The 15,980-nt window shown below is 72.8% G+C and carries 13 protein-coding genes and 1 pseudogene; 6 read left to right on the top strand and 8 right to left on the bottom strand.

All coding sequences use genetic code 11. The features are described from left to right. Window positions 1-13 precede the first annotated feature (13 nt). The 3 genes from VE614_RS29390 to VE614_RS29380 are packed head-to-tail and all read left to right on the top strand — an operon-like array spanning window position 14 to window position 3,457. Entirely contained in the window at window positions 14-1,615 is a 1,602-nt protein-coding gene (locus VE614_RS29390; protein WP_324943847.1) for an iron ABC transporter permease, read from the top strand. Beyond that, window positions 1,616-2,635 (top strand): ABC transporter ATP-binding protein, encoded by a 1,020-nt coding sequence (locus VE614_RS29385; RefSeq protein WP_324943844.1) that lies wholly within the window; start codon window positions 1,616-1,618, stop codon window positions 2,633-2,635. Window positions 2,636-2,659: 24 nt separating this feature from the next. After that, complete coding sequence (locus VE614_RS29380; protein WP_324943841.1) at window positions 2,660-3,457, top strand: maleylpyruvate isomerase family mycothiol-dependent enzyme; 798 nt, start codon at window positions 2,660-2,662, stop codon at window positions 3,455-3,457. Window positions 3,458-3,526: 69 nt separating this feature from the next. On the opposite strand, the gene VE614_RS29375 is transcribed toward VE614_RS29380, so the two are convergent. The 7 genes from VE614_RS29375 to VE614_RS29345 all read right to left on the bottom strand — a co-directional run bounded on the left by VE614_RS29375 (window position 3,527) and on the right by VE614_RS29345 (window position 10,337). Next, entirely contained in the window at window positions 3,527-4,225 is a 699-nt protein-coding gene (locus tag VE614_RS29375; RefSeq protein ID WP_324943838.1) for an LAETG motif-containing sortase-dependent surface protein, read from the bottom strand. Window positions 4,226-4,426: 201 nt separating this feature from the next. Continuing rightward, the gene (locus VE614_RS29370; RefSeq protein WP_324943835.1) at window positions 4,427-5,563 is read right to left on the bottom strand and encodes an LOG family protein; all 1,137 of its coding nucleotides are present in this window, start codon (window positions 5,561-5,563) and stop codon (window positions 4,427-4,429) included. Window positions 5,564-5,598: 35 nt separating this feature from the next. Then, window positions 5,599-6,006 carry a VOC family protein gene (locus tag VE614_RS29365; protein WP_324943832.1) on the bottom strand — a complete coding sequence of 136 codons (408 nt, stop codon included), beginning with the start codon at window positions 6,004-6,006 and terminating at the stop codon, window positions 5,599-5,601. 102 nt (window positions 6,007-6,108) lie between these two features. Further along, window positions 6,109-7,521, bottom strand: coding sequence for a hypothetical protein (locus tag VE614_RS29360; RefSeq protein WP_324943829.1), 1,413 nt, complete (start codon window positions 7,519-7,521; stop codon window positions 6,109-6,111). Next, the gene (locus tag VE614_RS29355; protein ID WP_324943826.1) at window positions 7,503-8,243 is read right to left on the bottom strand and encodes an ABC transporter ATP-binding protein; all 741 of its coding nucleotides are present in this window, start codon (window positions 8,241-8,243) and stop codon (window positions 7,503-7,505) included. Before VE614_RS29355 ends, VE614_RS29360 begins: the two co-directional genes overlap by 19 nt. A gap of 193 nt (window positions 8,244-8,436) precedes the next feature. Continuing rightward, on the bottom strand, window positions 8,437-9,801 hold the full coding sequence (locus tag VE614_RS29350) for an aspartate aminotransferase family protein (RefSeq protein ID WP_324943823.1): 1,365 nt from the start codon (window positions 9,799-9,801) through the stop codon (window positions 8,437-8,439). Window positions 9,802-9,821: 20 nt separating this feature from the next. After that, window positions 9,822-10,337, bottom strand: coding sequence for an Lrp/AsnC family transcriptional regulator (locus VE614_RS29345; protein ID WP_043504450.1), 516 nt, complete (start codon window positions 10,335-10,337; stop codon window positions 9,822-9,824). Between the two features lie 162 nt (window positions 10,338-10,499). Between VE614_RS29345 and VE614_RS29340 the strand changes: the two genes are divergently transcribed. Next, window positions 10,500-11,948 carry a gamma-aminobutyraldehyde dehydrogenase gene (locus tag VE614_RS29340; protein ID WP_324943817.1) on the top strand — a complete coding sequence of 483 codons (1,449 nt, stop codon included), beginning with the start codon at window positions 10,500-10,502 and terminating at the stop codon, window positions 11,946-11,948. A 506-nt stretch (window positions 11,949-12,454) separates the two neighbouring features. Beyond that, window positions 12,455-12,622, top strand: a pseudogene (locus VE614_RS29335) (spermidine/putrescine ABC transporter substrate-binding protein); the annotation flags it as partial. A 13-nt stretch (window positions 12,623-12,635) separates the two neighbouring features. Here the strand turns inward: VE614_RS29335 and VE614_RS29330 are convergent. Then, window positions 12,636-13,568, bottom strand: a complete 933-nt coding sequence (locus tag VE614_RS29330; RefSeq protein WP_324943814.1) for a hypothetical protein — start codon at window positions 13,566-13,568, stop codon at window positions 12,636-12,638. 132 nt (window positions 13,569-13,700) lie between these two features. Between VE614_RS29330 and VE614_RS29325 the strand changes: the two genes are divergently transcribed. Then, window positions 13,701-15,977, top strand: a complete 2,277-nt coding sequence (locus VE614_RS29325; protein ID WP_324943811.1) for a heavy metal translocating P-type ATPase — start codon at window positions 13,701-13,703, stop codon at window positions 15,975-15,977. Window positions 15,978-15,980: the final 3 nt, after the last annotated feature.

Genomic DNA, 15,980 nt, shown 5'->3' with positions numbered 1-15,980 from the left:
GCGGCTGGGCCTGATGGCCCTGCCCGTCGCGTTCTTCGCCGCCTTCTTCGCCTGGCCCGTCGCCGCGATCGTCGCCCGCGGTCTGAACGCGGACGGGGCCTGGCGGTTCGGCCGGCTGTGGGACGTGCTCGCCCAGCCCGACATCCGGCACGTCCTGTGGTTCACCACCTGGCAGGCGCTCGCCTCGACCGGTCTGACCCTGCTGCTCGCGCTCCCCGCCGCGTACGTCTTCGGTCGTTTCGCGTTCCCCGGCAAGCAGCTGCTGCGGGCGGTGGTGACCGTCCCGTTCGTGCTGCCCACAGTCGTGGCCGGCACCGCGTTCCTGGCCCTGCTGGGGCGCGGCGGGCTGCTGGACGAGCTGTGGGGCGTACGGCTGGACACCACGGTGTGGGCGATCCTGCTCGCGCATGTCTTCTTCAACTACGCGGTCGTCGTCCGCACGGTCGGCGGGCTGTGGGCGCAGCTCGACCCCCGGCAGGAGGAGGCCGCGCGCATGCTCGGCGCGTCGCCCTTCCGGGCCTGGCGGCAGGTCACCCTGCCCGCGCTCGCGCCCGCCGTGGCCGCCGCCGCGCTGATGGTGTTCCTGTTCACCTTCACCTCCTTCGGCGTGGTGCAGATCCTCGGCGGGCCGCGGTTCTCCACGCTGGAGGTCGAGATCTACCGGCAGACCTCGGAGATCTTCGACCTGTCCACGGCCGCCGTGCTCACCCTGATCCAGTTCGCGGCGGTGGGCGCGATCCTCGCCGTGCACACCTGGACGGTACGGCGGCGGGAGGCCGCGCTGCGCCTGGTGGACGCGGCGGTGACCGCGCGCCGGCCGCGCGGGGCCGGCCAGTGGGCGCTGCTCGCCGGAGTGCTCTGCACCGTCGCCGTCCTGCTTCTGCTGCCCCTGGCGGTGCTAGTGCAGCGCTCGCTCGACGCGCCCGGGTTCGCCTACTACGACGCGCTGACCCGCGCGGACGGCGGCACCTTCCTGGTCCCGCCCATCGAGGCGATCGGCAACTCGCTGGAGTACGCCCTGGCGGCCACCGCCATCGCCGTCGTCATCGGCGCCCTCGCCGCCGCGGCCCTCACCCGGCGGGACGCCGGGCGGTTCGTGCGCGGGTTCGACGCGCTGCTCATGCTGCCGCTGGGTGTCTCCGCGGTGACCGTCGGCTTCGGCTTCCTGATCGCGCTGGACGAGCCGCCGCTGGATCTGCGCGCCTCCTGGATCCTGGTTCCGCTGGCGCAGGCGCTGGTCGGGGTGCCCTTCGTGATCCGGACCATGCTGCCCGTGCTGCGCGCGGTGGACGTACGGCTGCGGGAGGCGGCGGCGGTGCTCGGGGCGTCGCCGTGGCGGGTGTGGCGGGAGGTCGATCTGCCGATGGTGCGGCGGGCGCTGCTGGTCGCGGCCGGGTTCGCGTTCGCCGTGTCGCTGGGCGAGTTCGGGGCGACCGTGTTCATCGCGCGGCCCGACAACCCCACGCTGCCGGTCGCCGTGGCCCGGCTGCTGGGGCGGCCCGGCGACCTCAACTACGGGCAGGCGATGGCCCTGTCGACGATTCTGATGGTGGTGTGCGCGGTGGCGCTGCTGGTCCTCGAGCGGCTGCGGACCGACCGGACGGGGGAGTTCTAGATGCTTCTGGGTCTTCGGGGGGCCACCGTGCGGTTCGGCGGGCGGCCCGTGCTGGACGGCGTCGATCTGGAGGTCGCCGAGCACGAGGTGGTGTGCGTCCTCGGGCCGAGCGGCAGCGGGAAGTCCACGCTGCTGCGGGTGGTGGCCGGACTCCAGCCGCTGGATGCCGGGCGGGTGCTGCTCGACGGCCGCGACCAGGCGGGTGTGCCCGCCCACCGGCGGGGCGTCGGGCTGATGTTCCAGGACCATCAGCTGTTCCCGCAGCGCGATGTGGCCGGGAACGTGGCGTTCGGGCCGCGTATGCACGGCCTGCCCCGGCGGGAACGGGCCGAGCGGGTCGAGGAGTTGCTGGAGCTGGTCGGGCTGCCCGGGGCCGGGCGGCGGGCCGTGGCCGCGCTCTCCGGCGGCGAGCAGCAGCGGGTCGCGCTGGCCCGCGCGCTCGCGCCCCGGCCGCGGCTGCTGATGCTGGACGAGCCGCTGGGCCAGCTCGACCGCTCGCTGCGGGAGCGGCTGGTCGTCGAACTGAGGGAGCTGTTCGGGCGGTTGGGCACCACCGTGCTCGCCGTCACCCACGACCAGGGGGAGGCGTTCGCGCTCGCCGACCGGGTCGTGGTGATGCGGGACGGGCGGATCGCCCAGGCCGGGACGCCGCTTCAGGTGTGGCAGCGGCCGGCGGACGCCTTCGTCGCCCGGTTCCTCGGCTTCGACAACGTGGTCGACGCGACCGTCGCCGGGCAGGCCGCCGCCACGCCCTGGGGCAAGCTGCCGGTCCCCGAGGGTGCCGCGCAGGGCGCGCGCTCGCTGCTCGTGCGGCCCGCCGGGGTCCGGCTGGTGGCGGCCGACGCCGGGCTGCGCTGCACGGTCGCCGCCCGTACCTTCAAGGGCACCCATGTCGCCGTGCGCCTCCAGCCCGAGGACGCCCCGCGCCTGGAGGCCGCCTGCGCGCTGCGGTCGGCGCCCGAGGTCGGCGATGTGGTCGGCGTGGAGTTCGACGCGGCCGAAATCGTGGTGCTGGACTGAGCGGGCGGCTCATAGGCTCGGCCCATGAGCCGACTCGAGCATGACCGTTATTGTGATGAAATAGCCCATCAAGTGCGGCAGTTGAGGGCCGTGGTGACCTCCGGCGCCGATCTCTCCGCGACCGTGCCGACCTGCCCCGACTGGTCCCTCGAGCAGCTGGTGCGGCACACGGGCGGCGCGCTGCGCTGGGTGGAGCTGCTGGTGCGCACCCGCGCCGAGGCGGAGATCGAGCCGAGCGGGGTGCCGGGCGGTGCCGGACCGCAGACCACCGGGGACGCGGCCGCGCTGGACGCCTGGCTGGCGGAGAGCGGGGAGGCGGTCGTCGCCGCGCTGCGCGAGGCCGGGCCGGACGCCAAGGTGTGGGCCTGGTCCGGGGTCAACGACGCCGGTTTCTGGGCGCGCCGGATGACCCACGAGATCACCGTGCACCGTGCCGACGCGACGCTCGCCGCCGGGCTGCCCTACGACGTGGCGCCCGAGGTGGCGGCCGACGCCGTCGACGAGTGGCTGGAACTCGTGCAGTTCGTGCAGCGGGCCGTGCCGGACGACCCGGCGGGCGAACTGCGCGGCACCGGCCGCACCCTGCACCTGCACGCCACCGACGCCGATCCGGAGCTGAACGCCGAGTGGCTGATCGAGCTGGCCGAGGACGGCGTGGTCTGGCGGCGCGGCCATGAGAAGGCGGCGGTCGCGCTGCGCGGCCCGCTCACCTCCGTGCTGCTCGCCTTCTACCGCCGCCTTCCGCCGGACGGCCCGGACCTGGAGGTGCTGGGGGAACGGGAACTGCTGGACTTCTGGCTGGAGCGGGCGTCGTTCGGCTGAGCCGGGCCCGGGCACGCGGATGGCCCGCCCCCCGGCCGTAGCGGGGACGGGCCATCGCGGGGCGGGTGATCAGCGGTCGCTCTTGGCGCCGCGGCGGCGCAAGCCGAAGAACACCGCGCCACCGCCGGCGACGACCAGGGCGGCCGCGACGCCGGCGATCAGTCCGGTGCTGGAGCTCGCACCGGTCTCGGCGAGGTTGGACTTCCCGGCCGCGGGCGACGGCGCGTTGCTCACGGTGTCCGCGGGCGCGCTGCTGCCGCCCTCGGGGGCGGACGGGGTGGGCGTGGGAGTGCCGGCGGGTGCCGACGGGGACGCGGAGGCCGGCGGGGTGTCCGAGGGGGTCGCGGACGGGGTCGGCGTCGGGGTCGGGGTCGGGGTCGGGGTCGGGGACGGCGTCTCCTCCCCGGGCTTGCACGGGGTGGACGGGGTGGTCAGGTTCGGCTTGATGTCCTCGTCGACCTGGTTCCCGGCCTTGACGCGGATCCGGTAGGTGGCGTTGGGCTTCCAGTCCTCCTCGAAGGTGATCGTGACACCTTCGCGGGAGCCGCGGACCTCCTGGGTGCCGACCAGGCGCTCGTCGGCGCCGTTGTTCTCCAGGTAGACCGAGACGGTCGCCGGGACGCCCGTGGGGTCCTTGTCGGTGACCGTGATGACGCCCTTGGTGCCGTCGCACACGGCGGCGGCGGAGAACTCACTGATGTCGCAGGCGAGGGCGGTGCCAGCGGCACCGAGCGCGAGCGCGGCCGAGGCGGAGGCGACACCGAGCATGCGCACGGAACGTGCAACGTTACGGCGAGTTATGGACACGTTTGTCCTTACGGGATACGCACATGGGGGGTTGACGGGGAGTCGGGACGGCACCGGTGTCCGGTGGACGCCCCGGCATCCCAGGAGCCTCACAGGTTTATAAGCGCTCCATAAGAAGTGTCAATGCGCGGACCCCGCCCGGGTGTTGGCTTTGCCCGCTTATTAACCGCCGAGACGTTTCAACGCCTCCGGAGCCTCCTCGATCCGGTCGACCAGCGCGACCCGGGCCGCCATCGGGCGCTCCCGCGCGAGCGCATGGAGCAGCGGCCAGGCCGGCAGGTGCTCCGTCCAGTGCGCGGTGTCCACCAGGACCATGGGAGTCGGTTCGCCGCGCGACTGGTAGTAGTTCGGGGTCGCGTTGTCGAAGATCTCCTGTACGGTGCCTGCGGCGCCCGGCAGGAAGACCACCCCGGCGGTGCAGCGGGCCAGCAGGCCGTCCTCGCGGGTGGCGTTGGAGAAGTACTTGGCGATGTGCGCGGCGAAGGCGTTCGGCGGTTCGTGGCCGTAGAACCAGGTCGGGATGCCGACCGAGGCTCCGCCGCCGGGCCAGGCCGCGCGCACCTCGAAGGCGGCCCGCGCCCAGTCGGTCACCGACGGGACGAACGACGGCGCCTTGGCCAGGACGGCGAGGGCCTCGGTGAGCATGGCGTCCTCGAAGGGGGCCGCGTACGCGCCGAGGTTCGCCGCCTCCATGGCGCCGGGGCCGCCGCCGGTCGCGACGGTGAAGCCCGCGCGGGCGAGCGCGCGACCGAGGCGCGCGGCACCGGCGTACGCCTCCGTTCCGCGCGCCATCGCGTGGCCGCCCATCACACCCACCGTCCGGGCGCCGACGAGGAGTTCGTCGAGCGCGTCGGATACGGAGTCGTCGTGCACCGCGCGCAGCATGGAGGCGAAGACGTCGCCGTCGGCCCTGGTCTGCTGGAACCAGGCGTAGGAGAGGGCGTCCGGGGTGGCCTCGTACCCCTCGTCGAGTCCGTCGAACAACTCGTCCGACGTGTAGACGAACCCGCGGTACGGGTCGAAGGGGAGGCCCGGTATGGGCGGGAAGACGAGAGCGCCGGCGGCACCCACGCGGGTGGCGGCCTCGGGGGTCATGGGGCAGCCGAGGAAGACGGCGCCGGTGACGTCGGCGGTGAGCAGGGCGTCGGTGCGGTCCGTCAGGTCGACGGCCTGGACGCGGTGGTGGGCGAGAGAGCCCCGCGTCCGGGAGACCACCTCGTCGAACTCCGCGCGGGACTCGATCTCGCGGTCGTGGGAGGCGTGGTGACTCTGCTGAGGCTGGGCGGGTGTCGGATGCACCCGCCCATGCTAGGCAGCCGGGTCCGCGGGGCGGGTCAGCCCTCGATGGCCGCCGGGTCCATCCAGACGACCTCCCAGGTGTGGCCGTCGAGGTCGTCGAAGGAACGGCCGTACATGAAGCCCATGTCCTGCGTCTCGCCGGCCGTCGTGCCGCCCGCCGCGAGCGCCTTGTCCACCAGCTCGTCGACCTTCTCCCGGCTCTCCGCGCTCAGCGCGATCAGCACCTCGCTGGTCCGGGTGGCGTCGGCGATCTCCTTCTTGGTGAACTGCGCGTACTTCTCCTTGCTGAGCAGCATCGCGACGATCGTGTCGCTGATGACCACGCTCGCCGTGGTCTCGTCGCTGAACTGCGGGTTGATCGAGTAGCCCAGCTCGGTGAAGAACTTCTTCGAGGCGTCCACGTCGGCGACGGGCAGGTTCACGAAGATCATCTGCTGGTACATGCGGGGTCTCCCTAGGCGGTGTGTGTCGTGCGGTGTTCGTGGAGGCAGACCCGGGCGCCTGCGCGAACTCATCGGTGGCCGCGCATCTTTTCGTACGAGTTCTCAGTGGGCCAGCGGCTGGGCCGCCAGCGCGGCGACGAGCAGGGTCAGCGGGCCGAACACCGCCAGCAGCGCGCCCGCGCGCAGGGCGGCGGCGCCGCGCAGCACCGTGCCGGGGGCGCCGAGGCGCAGCAGGGCGGCGGTGGTGTCGGAGCGGACCTGCCGGGACTCCACGGCGGCGGTCAGCAGGGTCGCGAGGGCGCAGCCCGCGACCACCAGCACGCCCAGGGTGGTGAGGGGGCCGAGGGTGGCCGGGGTCTGGAGGCCGGCCAGGGCGTACACCGCGGAGGCCACCGCGCAGAGCACGCCGAGGGGGCGGCCGATCCGGTCCGCCTCCGCCATCAGGGCGCGGCCCGCGAGGAGGCGGAGGGCGCCGGGGCGGACGGACTGCAGCAGACGGCCGCACAGGTGGGTGAGTCCGGGGCCGGCCAGGGCGAGGCCCACGGCGGTCAGGGCCCAGCCGAGGAGGACGCCGACCGGGCCGGTGGTGAGGCCATTGGGCATGGTGAGGTCCGCGGGGGTGGTGTGACCTGCGTACGCCTCGACGGCGAGGCCGGCGGCGAGGGTGGCGATGCCCCAGGGGAGGGTGGCCGGGGTCTGCTGGGGGGACGGGGACGGGGACGGGGGCGCGGGGCGGGGCGTGGCCTCGGCGTCCGGTGACCGCTCCTGGCCCCGGGCCGTGTCCTCGGGGGCGGTCACGGTGTTCGGCGTTTGCGGGGCGGCCGTCGTGGAGGGGGCACGTCCGGGAACCACCGGTGCCGCCCCGGCCGGCACGACCGCCCGCGGCTTGCCGAAACGGGCGCCGAACCTGCCGTACGCGCCGAAGGTCTCGCGTCCCGCCGAACCGCCGAACGCCCCGAAGCGGCCGAAGCGGTGGCGTGGGCCCTGGACGGTGGCCCCGGGGTCGCGGGGGCGGAGGGTGAGGGCCACCGCGAGGGACGCGGTCGCCGGGATCGCCGCCAGCAGGGTGAGGGCCGCGGGGAGCGGCAGGGGCTGGTCCGCGGCGAGGAAGTCGGCGGCGGCGCCGTCGAAGGGCAGACCGGTGAGGTCGCCGCGCAGGTGCAGGAAGACGAGGAGGGCCAGCAGGCAGCCCAGCGTGGTGGCCAGGGCCGTGGTGATCGCCGAGACGGTCATCAGGCGGCCCGGGCCCAGGCCCACGGCCGACAGGCCGGGGCGCGGCGCGGTCGCCGGGTCGGTGCGGGCGACCGCCACGGCGAAGTGGACCGTCGCGGCCAGGGGGGTCGCGCACCAGGCCAGACGGAGCAGGAGGGACCCGGCCGGTTCGTCGGGGTGACCGAGCGCGTAGCCGAGGGCGGACAGCAGGAGGAAGCCCGTACCCGCCGAGGCCGCCGCGACCAGCAGGCGGCGCAGCTGGACGGCCGGGTGGGCGCTGCGGGTCAGGCGGAGAGCGAGCACGCGGCCCGGCCTTCCGTCTCGGGGGCCGGGGGCAGGTGGACGGTGCGCACGCGGCGCCCGTCCAGCAGGGAGACCGCGCGGTCGGCGAGGGCCGCGGTCCCCGCGTCGTGGGTGGCGAGCACCACCGTGATGCCGTGCGAGCGGGCCGCCGTGGTCAGGGTCCGCAGGACGTGGCCGCGGTCCGCGCGGTGCAGCGGGGCGGTGGGCTCGTCGGCGAACAGAACCGTGGGGGCGGGAGCCAGCGCGCGGGCGACGCAGACCCGCTGACGCTCCGACTGGGTGAGGTCGGCGGGGCTTCTGCGGGCCTTGTCGCCGATGTCGAGGCGTTCCAGCCACTCCTGTGCGGCGACCTTGGCCCGGCGGCGGGTGGTGCCGCGCAGCATCAGGGGGAGCGCCGCGTTCTCCCACACGTTCAGCTCCGGGACGAGCACGGGGGCCGGGTCGATCCAGCCGAACCGGTCGCGGCGCAGCCGTTCCCGGGTCAGGGGGCCCATGGTGTGCACGGGGACGCTGTTGAACCAGACCTCGCCGCGCTGGGCGCGCACCAGCCCGGCCAGACAACCGAGCAGGGTGGACTTGCCGCTGCCGCGCGGGCCGGTGACGGCCAGGATCTCGCCCTCCCGGACGCCGAGCGAGACGCCGCTCAGCGCGGGGGAGCCGTCCTTGTGCGTGAAGTGCAGGGACCGTGCCCAGAGCACGTCGTTGTCCGGCGGGGCCTCCATGGGCGTACACCTCGGTTCAGATCCGTAGTTCCCGTGCCTGTTCCCCCGTGCGGGGGAACGAAGCCAGGGCCGTATCGGTCACTGGCACGCTAGGCAGCGCGGTGCGGGAGCCCGGACAGCACACGGCCCCGGGCGCCCGTTTCTCACTCGAACGGGCGGCACCGGGGCCGCAGATGATCATCCCTGAGGAAGATCAGAGCTTCGTCCACGCCTCCGTGAGGGTGGCGCGCAGGATCTGCTCGATCTCGTCGAAGGTCTCCTGGTTGGAGATCAGCGGCGGGGCGAGCTGGACGACCGGGTCGCCGCGGTCGTCGGCACGGCAGTACAGGCCGTTGTCGAAGAGCGCCTTCGACAGGAAGCCGTACAGGACGCGCTCGGTCTCCTCGTCGTTGAAGGACTCCTTGGTGGTCTTGTCCTTCACCAGCTCGATGCCGTAGAAGTAGCCGTTGCCGCGGACGTCGCCGACGATCGGCAGGTCGTGCAGCTTCTCCAGCGTGGAGCGGAACGCGGCCTCGTTGTCGAGAACGTGCTGGGTGAGGTTCTCGCGCTCGAACAGGTCGAGGTTGGCGAGGCCCACCGCGGCCGACACGGGGTGGCCGCCGAAGGTGTAGCCGTGCAGGAAGGTGTTGTCGCCCTTGTAGAACGGCTCGGCGATGCGGTCGGAGACGATGCACGCGCCGATCGGGGAGTAGCCCGAGGTCATGCCCTTCGCGCAGGTGATCATGTCCGGGACGTAGCCGAACTTGTCGCAGGCGAAGATCGTGCCGAGCCGGCCGAAGGCGCAGATGACCTCGTCCGACACCAGGAGGACGTCGTACTGGTCGCAGATCTCGCGGACCCGCTGGAAGTACCCGGGCGGCGGCGGGAAGCAGCCGCCGGCGTTCTGCACCGGCTCCAGGAAGACCGCGGCCACCGTCTCCGGGCCCTCGAAGAGGATCTGCTGCTCGATCTGGTCGGCGGCCCAGCGGCCGAAGGCCTCGGGGTCGTCGCCGTGGATCGGGGCGCGGTAGATGTTGGTGTTCGGCACCTTGTGCGCGCCCGGGACGAGCGGCTCGAAGGGGGCCTTCAGGGCGGGCAGGCCGGTGATGGACAGGGCGCCCTGCGGGGTGCCGTGGTAGGCGACCGCGCGGGAGATGACCTTGTACTTGGTCGGCTTGCCCTTGAGCTTGAAGTACTGCTTGGCGAGCTTCCAGGCGGTCTCGACCGCCTCGCCGCCGCCGGTGGTGAAGAAGACCTTGTTGAGGTCGCCCGGCGCGTGGTGGGCCAGCCGCTCGGCCAGCTCGACGGCCTTGGGGTGGGCGTAGGACCAGACCGGGAAGAACGCCAGTTCCTGCGCCTGCTTGGCGGCCGTCTCGGCGAGTTCCTGGCGGCCGTGACCGGCCTGGACCACGAACAGGCCCGCGAGACCGTCGAGGTAGCGCTTGCCCTTGTCGTCGTAGATGTAGGTGCCCTCACCGCGGACGATGGTCGGGACGGGGGCGTTCTCGTACGACGACATGCGGGTGAAGTGCATCCACAGGTGGTCGTACGCGCTCTGGCTGAGGTCCTTGGTGCTCACGGTTATCGGGTCCTCACGGGTTATCGGGTTCCCCACATGTAGGTCTGCTTCTTGAGCTTCAGATAGACGAAGCTCTCGGTGGAGCGCACGCCGGGCAGGGACCGGATGCGCTTGTTGATGACGTCCAGCAGGTGGTCGTCGTCCTCGCAGACGATCTCCGCGAGGATGTCGAACGAGCCCGCGGTCATCACCACGTACTCCACTTCCGACATGTCAGTCAGCGCGTCGGCGATGGACTCCACATCACCCTCGACGTTGATCCCGACCATCGCCTGCCGGCGGAAGCCCACGGTGAGCGGGTCCGTGACGGCGACGATCTGCATCACGCCCTGGTCGAGCAGCTTCTGGACGCGCTGGCGCACGGCGGCCTCGGACAGGCCCACGGCCTTGCCGATCGCGGCGTACGGCCGGCGGCCGTCCTCCTGCAGCTGTTCGATGATGGCGAGGGAGACGGCATCCAGCTGGGGGGTGCCGTTCCTGGACTCGCGGGAGTCCCTCTGGTCTGCGCTTCGACTGGCCACGACCTCACTGTGCACGAGGACTCGACAGTTTCGCAAGGCCAGATCGATGAAATCCGTTGTTTACGTGATCGGAGCTTGCGGATTTCGCAGATCTGGGACGTTGGGGGGTGTTGAAACCGTGGGGCGAACGACTAGGGTGGGCATCTCAAGGTATGGACATCGACAGGAGGGCCGGCAGTGAGCACCGAGCTGCGTCGTCTGCGCAACTACATCGACGGAGAGTTCCGGGACGCCGCCGACGGACGGACCACCGACGTGGTGAACCCCGCCACCGGCGAGGCGTACGCCACCGCACCGCTGTCCGGGCAGGCCGACGTCGACGCCGCCATGGCGGCCGCCGAGGCCGCGTTCCCGGCCTGGCGCGACACCACCCCCGCCGAGCGGCAGAAGGCCCTCCTGAAGATCGCGGACGCGTTCGAGGAGCGCGCCGAGGAGCTGATCGCGGCCGAGGTGGAGAACACGGGCAAGCCCATCGGGCTGACCCGCACCGAGGAGATCCCGCCGATGGTGGACCAGATCCGCTTCTTCGCGGGCGCCGCGCGGATGCTGGAGGGCCGCTCCGCCGGTGAGTACATGGACGGGATGACCTCGATCATCCGCCGCGAGCCGGTCGGCGTCTGCGCCCAGGTCGCGCCGTGGAACTACCCGATGATGATGGCCGTGTGGAAGTTCGCCCCGGCCATCGCCGCGGGCAACACCGTCGTCCTCAAGCCCTCGGACACCACTCCGGCCTCCACCGTCCTGATGGCCGAGATCATGGGTTCGATCCTGCCCAAGGGCGTCTTCAACGTCATCTGCGGCGACCGCGACACCGGCCGCATGATGGTCGAGCACTCCGTCCCGGCGATGGCCTCCATCACCGGGTCGGTGCGCGCCGGCATGTCCGTCGCCGAGTCCGCCTCCAAGGACCTCAAGCGGGTCCACCTGGAGCTGGGCGGCAAGGCGCCGGTCGTCGTATTCGACGACCTCGACAGTGCGGCCATCGCCAAGGCCGTCGAGGACATCTCCGTCGCGGGCTTCTTCAACGCCGGCCAGGACTGTACGGCCGCCACCCGCGTGCTCGTCCAGGAGTCCATCCACGACGAGTTCGTCGCCGCGCTCGCCAAGGCCGCGTCCGAGACCAAGACCGGGCAGCCGGACGACGAGGACGTGCTCTTCGGCCCGCTGAACAACCCGAACCAGCTCAAGCAGGTCGCCGGCTTCATCGAGCGGCTGCCCGCGCACGCCAAGGTCGAGGCGGGCGGCGAGCGCGTCGGCGACAAGGGCTACTTCTTCGCGCCGACCGTGGTGTCGGGGCTGAAGCAGGACGACGAGATCATCCAGAACGAGGTCTTCGGCCCGGTCATCACCGTGCAGTCCTTCACCGACGAGGACCAGGCGGTGGAGTACGCCAACGGCGTCGAGTACGCCCTCGCCTCCTCGGTGTGGACCAAGGACCACGGCCGCGCCATGCGGATGTCCAAGAAGCTCGACTTCGGCTGCGTGTGGATCAACACCCACATCCCGCTGGTCGCCGAGATGCCGCACGGCGGCTTCAAGAAGTCCGGCTACGGCAAGGACCTGTCGGGCTACGGCTTCGAGGACTACACCCGGATCAAGCACGTCATGACGTCGCTGGACGCGTGATCGTCACGCAGCGGTGAACCCGTGAGCCCCGTGGCCCCGGACGGAGGACGGACCGTCCGGGGCCACGTCCGTCCCGGCGGTGTCGCGGGTCAGCGGGAGTGCCCAGGCTCGACGGGTGTCGGCTCCGCCCGAGCACCCTCGGCCGGGGTCGATTGTCCGCCTGCCGCCGGGCCCGGCCTCCGTCCGTGATGCCCCCGAGATCACCCACCCCGCTCGCCGTCCCTGCTGCGCGGCCCCGGCGGGATCGCCGCCCTCACGGGACACACCGGGCTCGCCGGCTGTGGCGTACCCGCCGCGCATCCGCGCCCGGCGAGCGAGCCGCCGACGACCGCTTCGCCCTCGACGAGCGACTGACCTGGCGAACCGGCCCCTCCGCGTCGACACGAGTCCTTCAGGCGGACCGCGCCCGCCGGCGGCCCCGGAGCAGGCATGCCGGGATCGTCCTGTCCCACCGAACGTGACGCGACACCCCGCCCCCGCTGCCGCGCGCCCCCGCCCTCTCCAGTGGTGACGTCCTGGCCGCCGCCCGGGACCCGGAGACCGCCGCCCTGGCCGGGCACCCGCTGATCTTCCCGGGCGCCGCGACGCGCGAGCGGCTCGCCGTCGCGCGGGACGTCACCTCCGGGGAGCGGGCGGAGTCCGGCAAGTTCTGGAACGCGATCGCCGGGTTGTGACGACCGCGTCGTGTCAGTGCCCGTGCGGGGCCTGCTCCTCGTGCTGCTCCGGGGTGGGGGCCGGGACCGAGGTGTGCTCGCCCGCCCGGACCGTGAAGGCCGCCGTGTGGACCTGGCCGGCGGCCTTGAAGTCGAGGAAGAGCCGGTAGGCGCCCTCGCTGGGCGCGGTCGCGGAGAAGGCGATCCGGGGGCCGGAGACCGTGGTGCCGTGGGCCTCCTCGTGCGGGTGGACGTGGAGGTAGGCGAGGTCGCCGGAGCGCAGGGCGACCAGGTGGCCGTAGGCGCCGAGGTAGGGCTGGAGGCCGGTGACCGGCTTGCCGTCGCGGCGGACGGTGAAGGTGAGGTCGCTCTCGCCGCCGGCCTTCAGGGTGCCGTCGAGGGTGACGGTGTAGCCGTCCACGGTGGCCGTGGCGGAGGGCGCGGGCAGGGCGTCGGGGGTGTAGGTGCCGGAGACCGCGAGGTCGGCGCCCAGGGTCAGGCCCTCGCGTTCGGCGGCGGGGGTGAAGTCGGCGAGGACGCGGTAGCCGCCGGGGTCGGGGAGGACGGTCGTGGTCGTCCAGGTGCCGTCGGCGGACCGGGTGGGGTGCAGGTGGCGGTAGGTGGTGAGGTCGCGTGAGGCGACGATCAGGTGCAGGTCCTTCTCGTGCTCGCGGCGGTAGTCGGTCACCGGGCGGCCGTCCGCGTCGCGGATGACGAAGCGCAGGGTGGCCGGTTCGTCCGCCGTCACGCGCGGGGTCTTCAGGTCGAGGGCGTAGCCGCGTTCGGAGATCTGCAGGCCGCCGGGTGAGGTGTCCGCCGGCGCGGGGGAGCTGTGGGCGGCCGACTCGTGCCCGCCCCCGCCCGGGTCCGTGGAGAGCGGGGAGACGGCGTCGCCGATGCCGTACGCGGCGGCGAAGGAGGCGGCCAGCGCGGCGCCGAAGGCACCGATCTTGTACAGGGGGCGCATCTCTGACTCCTGAGTGCTGCTCTTGATCCGGGTACCCATAGGGGGTATATATGTGAGCAGCTTATACCCCCCAGGGGTATCAAGTGAAGAGGAGTCGAGAGACAGCCAGAAGGAAGCTCAGGAGGAGCGGCAATGACCATCACGGCCCCTGGTGCCACCGAGGTCGAACTCGTGATCGGCGGGATGACCTGCGCTTCCTGTGCCGCGCGCATAGAGAAGAAGCTCAACCGCATGGACGGCGTCACCGCCACCGTCAACTACGCCACGGAGAAGGCGAAGGTGGCCTACGCGGGAGACGTCACCGTCCCCGAACTGATCGCCACCGTCGAGGCCACCGGATACACCGCGCGGGAACCCGCACCCCCAAAAGCCGCCCCCGAGGCGGTGCCCGAGGCCGACGAGCTCAAGCCGCTGCGGGAACGGCTGATCACCGCCGTCGTGCTCGCCGTACCGGTGATCGCCATGGCCATGATCCCGGTGTTGCAGTTCACGTACTGGCAGTGGCTGTCCCTGGCTCTCGCCGCCCCCGTCGTCACCTACGCCGCCTGGCCCTTCCACCGCGCCGCCTGGGCCAACGCCCGGCACGGCGCCGCCACCATGGACACGCTGATCTCGGTCGGCACCGCGGCGGCGTTCCTCTGGTCGCTGTGGGCGCTCTTCCTCGGCAGCGCCGGCACGCCCGGCATGACCCACCCCTTCGAGCTGACCATCGCCCGCAGCGACGGCGCCGCCAACATCTACCTGGAGGCCGCCGCCGGCGTCACCGCGTTCCTCCTGGCCGGCCGCTACTTCGAGGCCCGCTCCAAGCGCAAGGCGGGCGCCGCGCTGCGGGCGCTGATGGAACTGGGCGCCAAGGACGTCAGCGTGCTGCGCGGCGGCACCGAAGTGCGTGTGCCCGTCGCGGAGCTGAAGACCGGCGACCGCTTCCTCGTCCGGCCCGGCGAGAAGATCGCCACCGACGGCACCGTCGTCCAGGGCACCTCCGCCGTCGACGCCTCCATGCTCACCGGCGAGTCCGTCCCCGTCGAGGTCGGCGTCGGCGACGCGGTCACCGGCGCCACCGTGAACGCCGGAGGCAGGCTGGTCGTCGAGGCCACCCGGGTCGGCGCCGACACCCAGCTCGCCCGGATGGCCAAGCTGGTCGAGGACGCGCAGAACGGCAAGGCCGCCGCCCAGCGCCTCGCCGACCGGATCTCCGGCGTCTTCGTGCCGGTCGTCATCGCCCTCGCCCTCGGCACCCTGGGCTTCTGGCTGGGCAACGGCGCCGGACTGACCGCCGCGTTCACCGCCGCCGTCGCCGTGCTGATCATCGCCTGCCCCTGCGCCCTCGGCCTGGCCACCCCCACCGCGCTGATGGTCGGCACCGGGCGTGGCGCCCAGCTCGGCATCCTCATCAAGGGCCCGGAGGTCCTGGAGTCCACCCGCAAGGTCGACACCGTCGTCCTGGACAAGACCGGCACCGTCACCACCGGCCGGATGACCCTCCTCGCCGTGCACACCGCCGACGGCACCGACAGCACGGAGGTGCTGCGGCTGGCCGGGGCCCTGGAGAACGCCTCCGAGCACCCCGTCGCCCGGGCCGTCGCCGCCGGAGCCGCGGAGCGGGTCGGGGACCTGCCCACGCCGGAGGACTTCGCCGGCATCCCGGGACTGGGCGTGCGGGGCGTCGTCGAAGGGCACACCGTGCTCGTCGGCCGGGAGCGGCTGCTGGGGACGGGGGTCCCCCCGCTCGGGCGAAACCGGGAGCGGGGGAGGACGATCGAGCTGCCCCTGGAGCTTCAGCGTGCCAAGGCGGCCGCCGAGGCCGCCGGGCGGACCGCGATCGCGGTCGCCTGGGACGGCGAGGCGCGGGCCGTCCTGGAGGTCGCCGACGCGGTGAAGGACACCAGCGCCGAGGCCGTCCGGCGACTGCGGGCGCTCGGCCTGCGGCCCGTGCTGCTCACCGGCGACAACCGGGCCGTCGCCGAGGCGGTGGCCCAGGAGGTCGGCATCGACGAGGTGATCGCCGAGGTGCTGCCCGAGGAGAAGGTCGAGGTCGTCAGGCGGCTCCAGGCCGAGGGCCGTACGGTCGCCATGGTCGGCGACGGCGTCAACGACGCCGCCGCGCTCGCCCGGGCCGACCTGGGGCTCGCCATGGGCACCGGCACCGACGCCGCGATCGAGGCCGGAGACCTGACCCTGGTCCGCGGCGATCTGCGCGCCGCGGCCGACGCGATCCGCCTCTCCCGCCGGACCCTCGGCACCATCAAGTCCAACCTGTTCTGGGCCTTCGCCTACAACGTGGCCGCGCTGCCGCTGGCCGCGGCGGGCCTGCTGAACCCGATGATCGCGGGCGCGGCGATGGCGTTCTCGTCGGTGTTCGTGGTCAGCAACTCGCTGCGGCTGCGCGGGTTCAAGGCCGCGAGCTGAGTC

It is taken from the genome of Streptomyces sp. (genome assembly GCF_035645055.1).
Lineage (GTDB): Bacteria > Actinomycetota > Actinomycetes > Streptomycetales > Streptomycetaceae > Streptomyces.
This window is presented reverse-complemented; position numbering and strand designations above follow the sequence as displayed.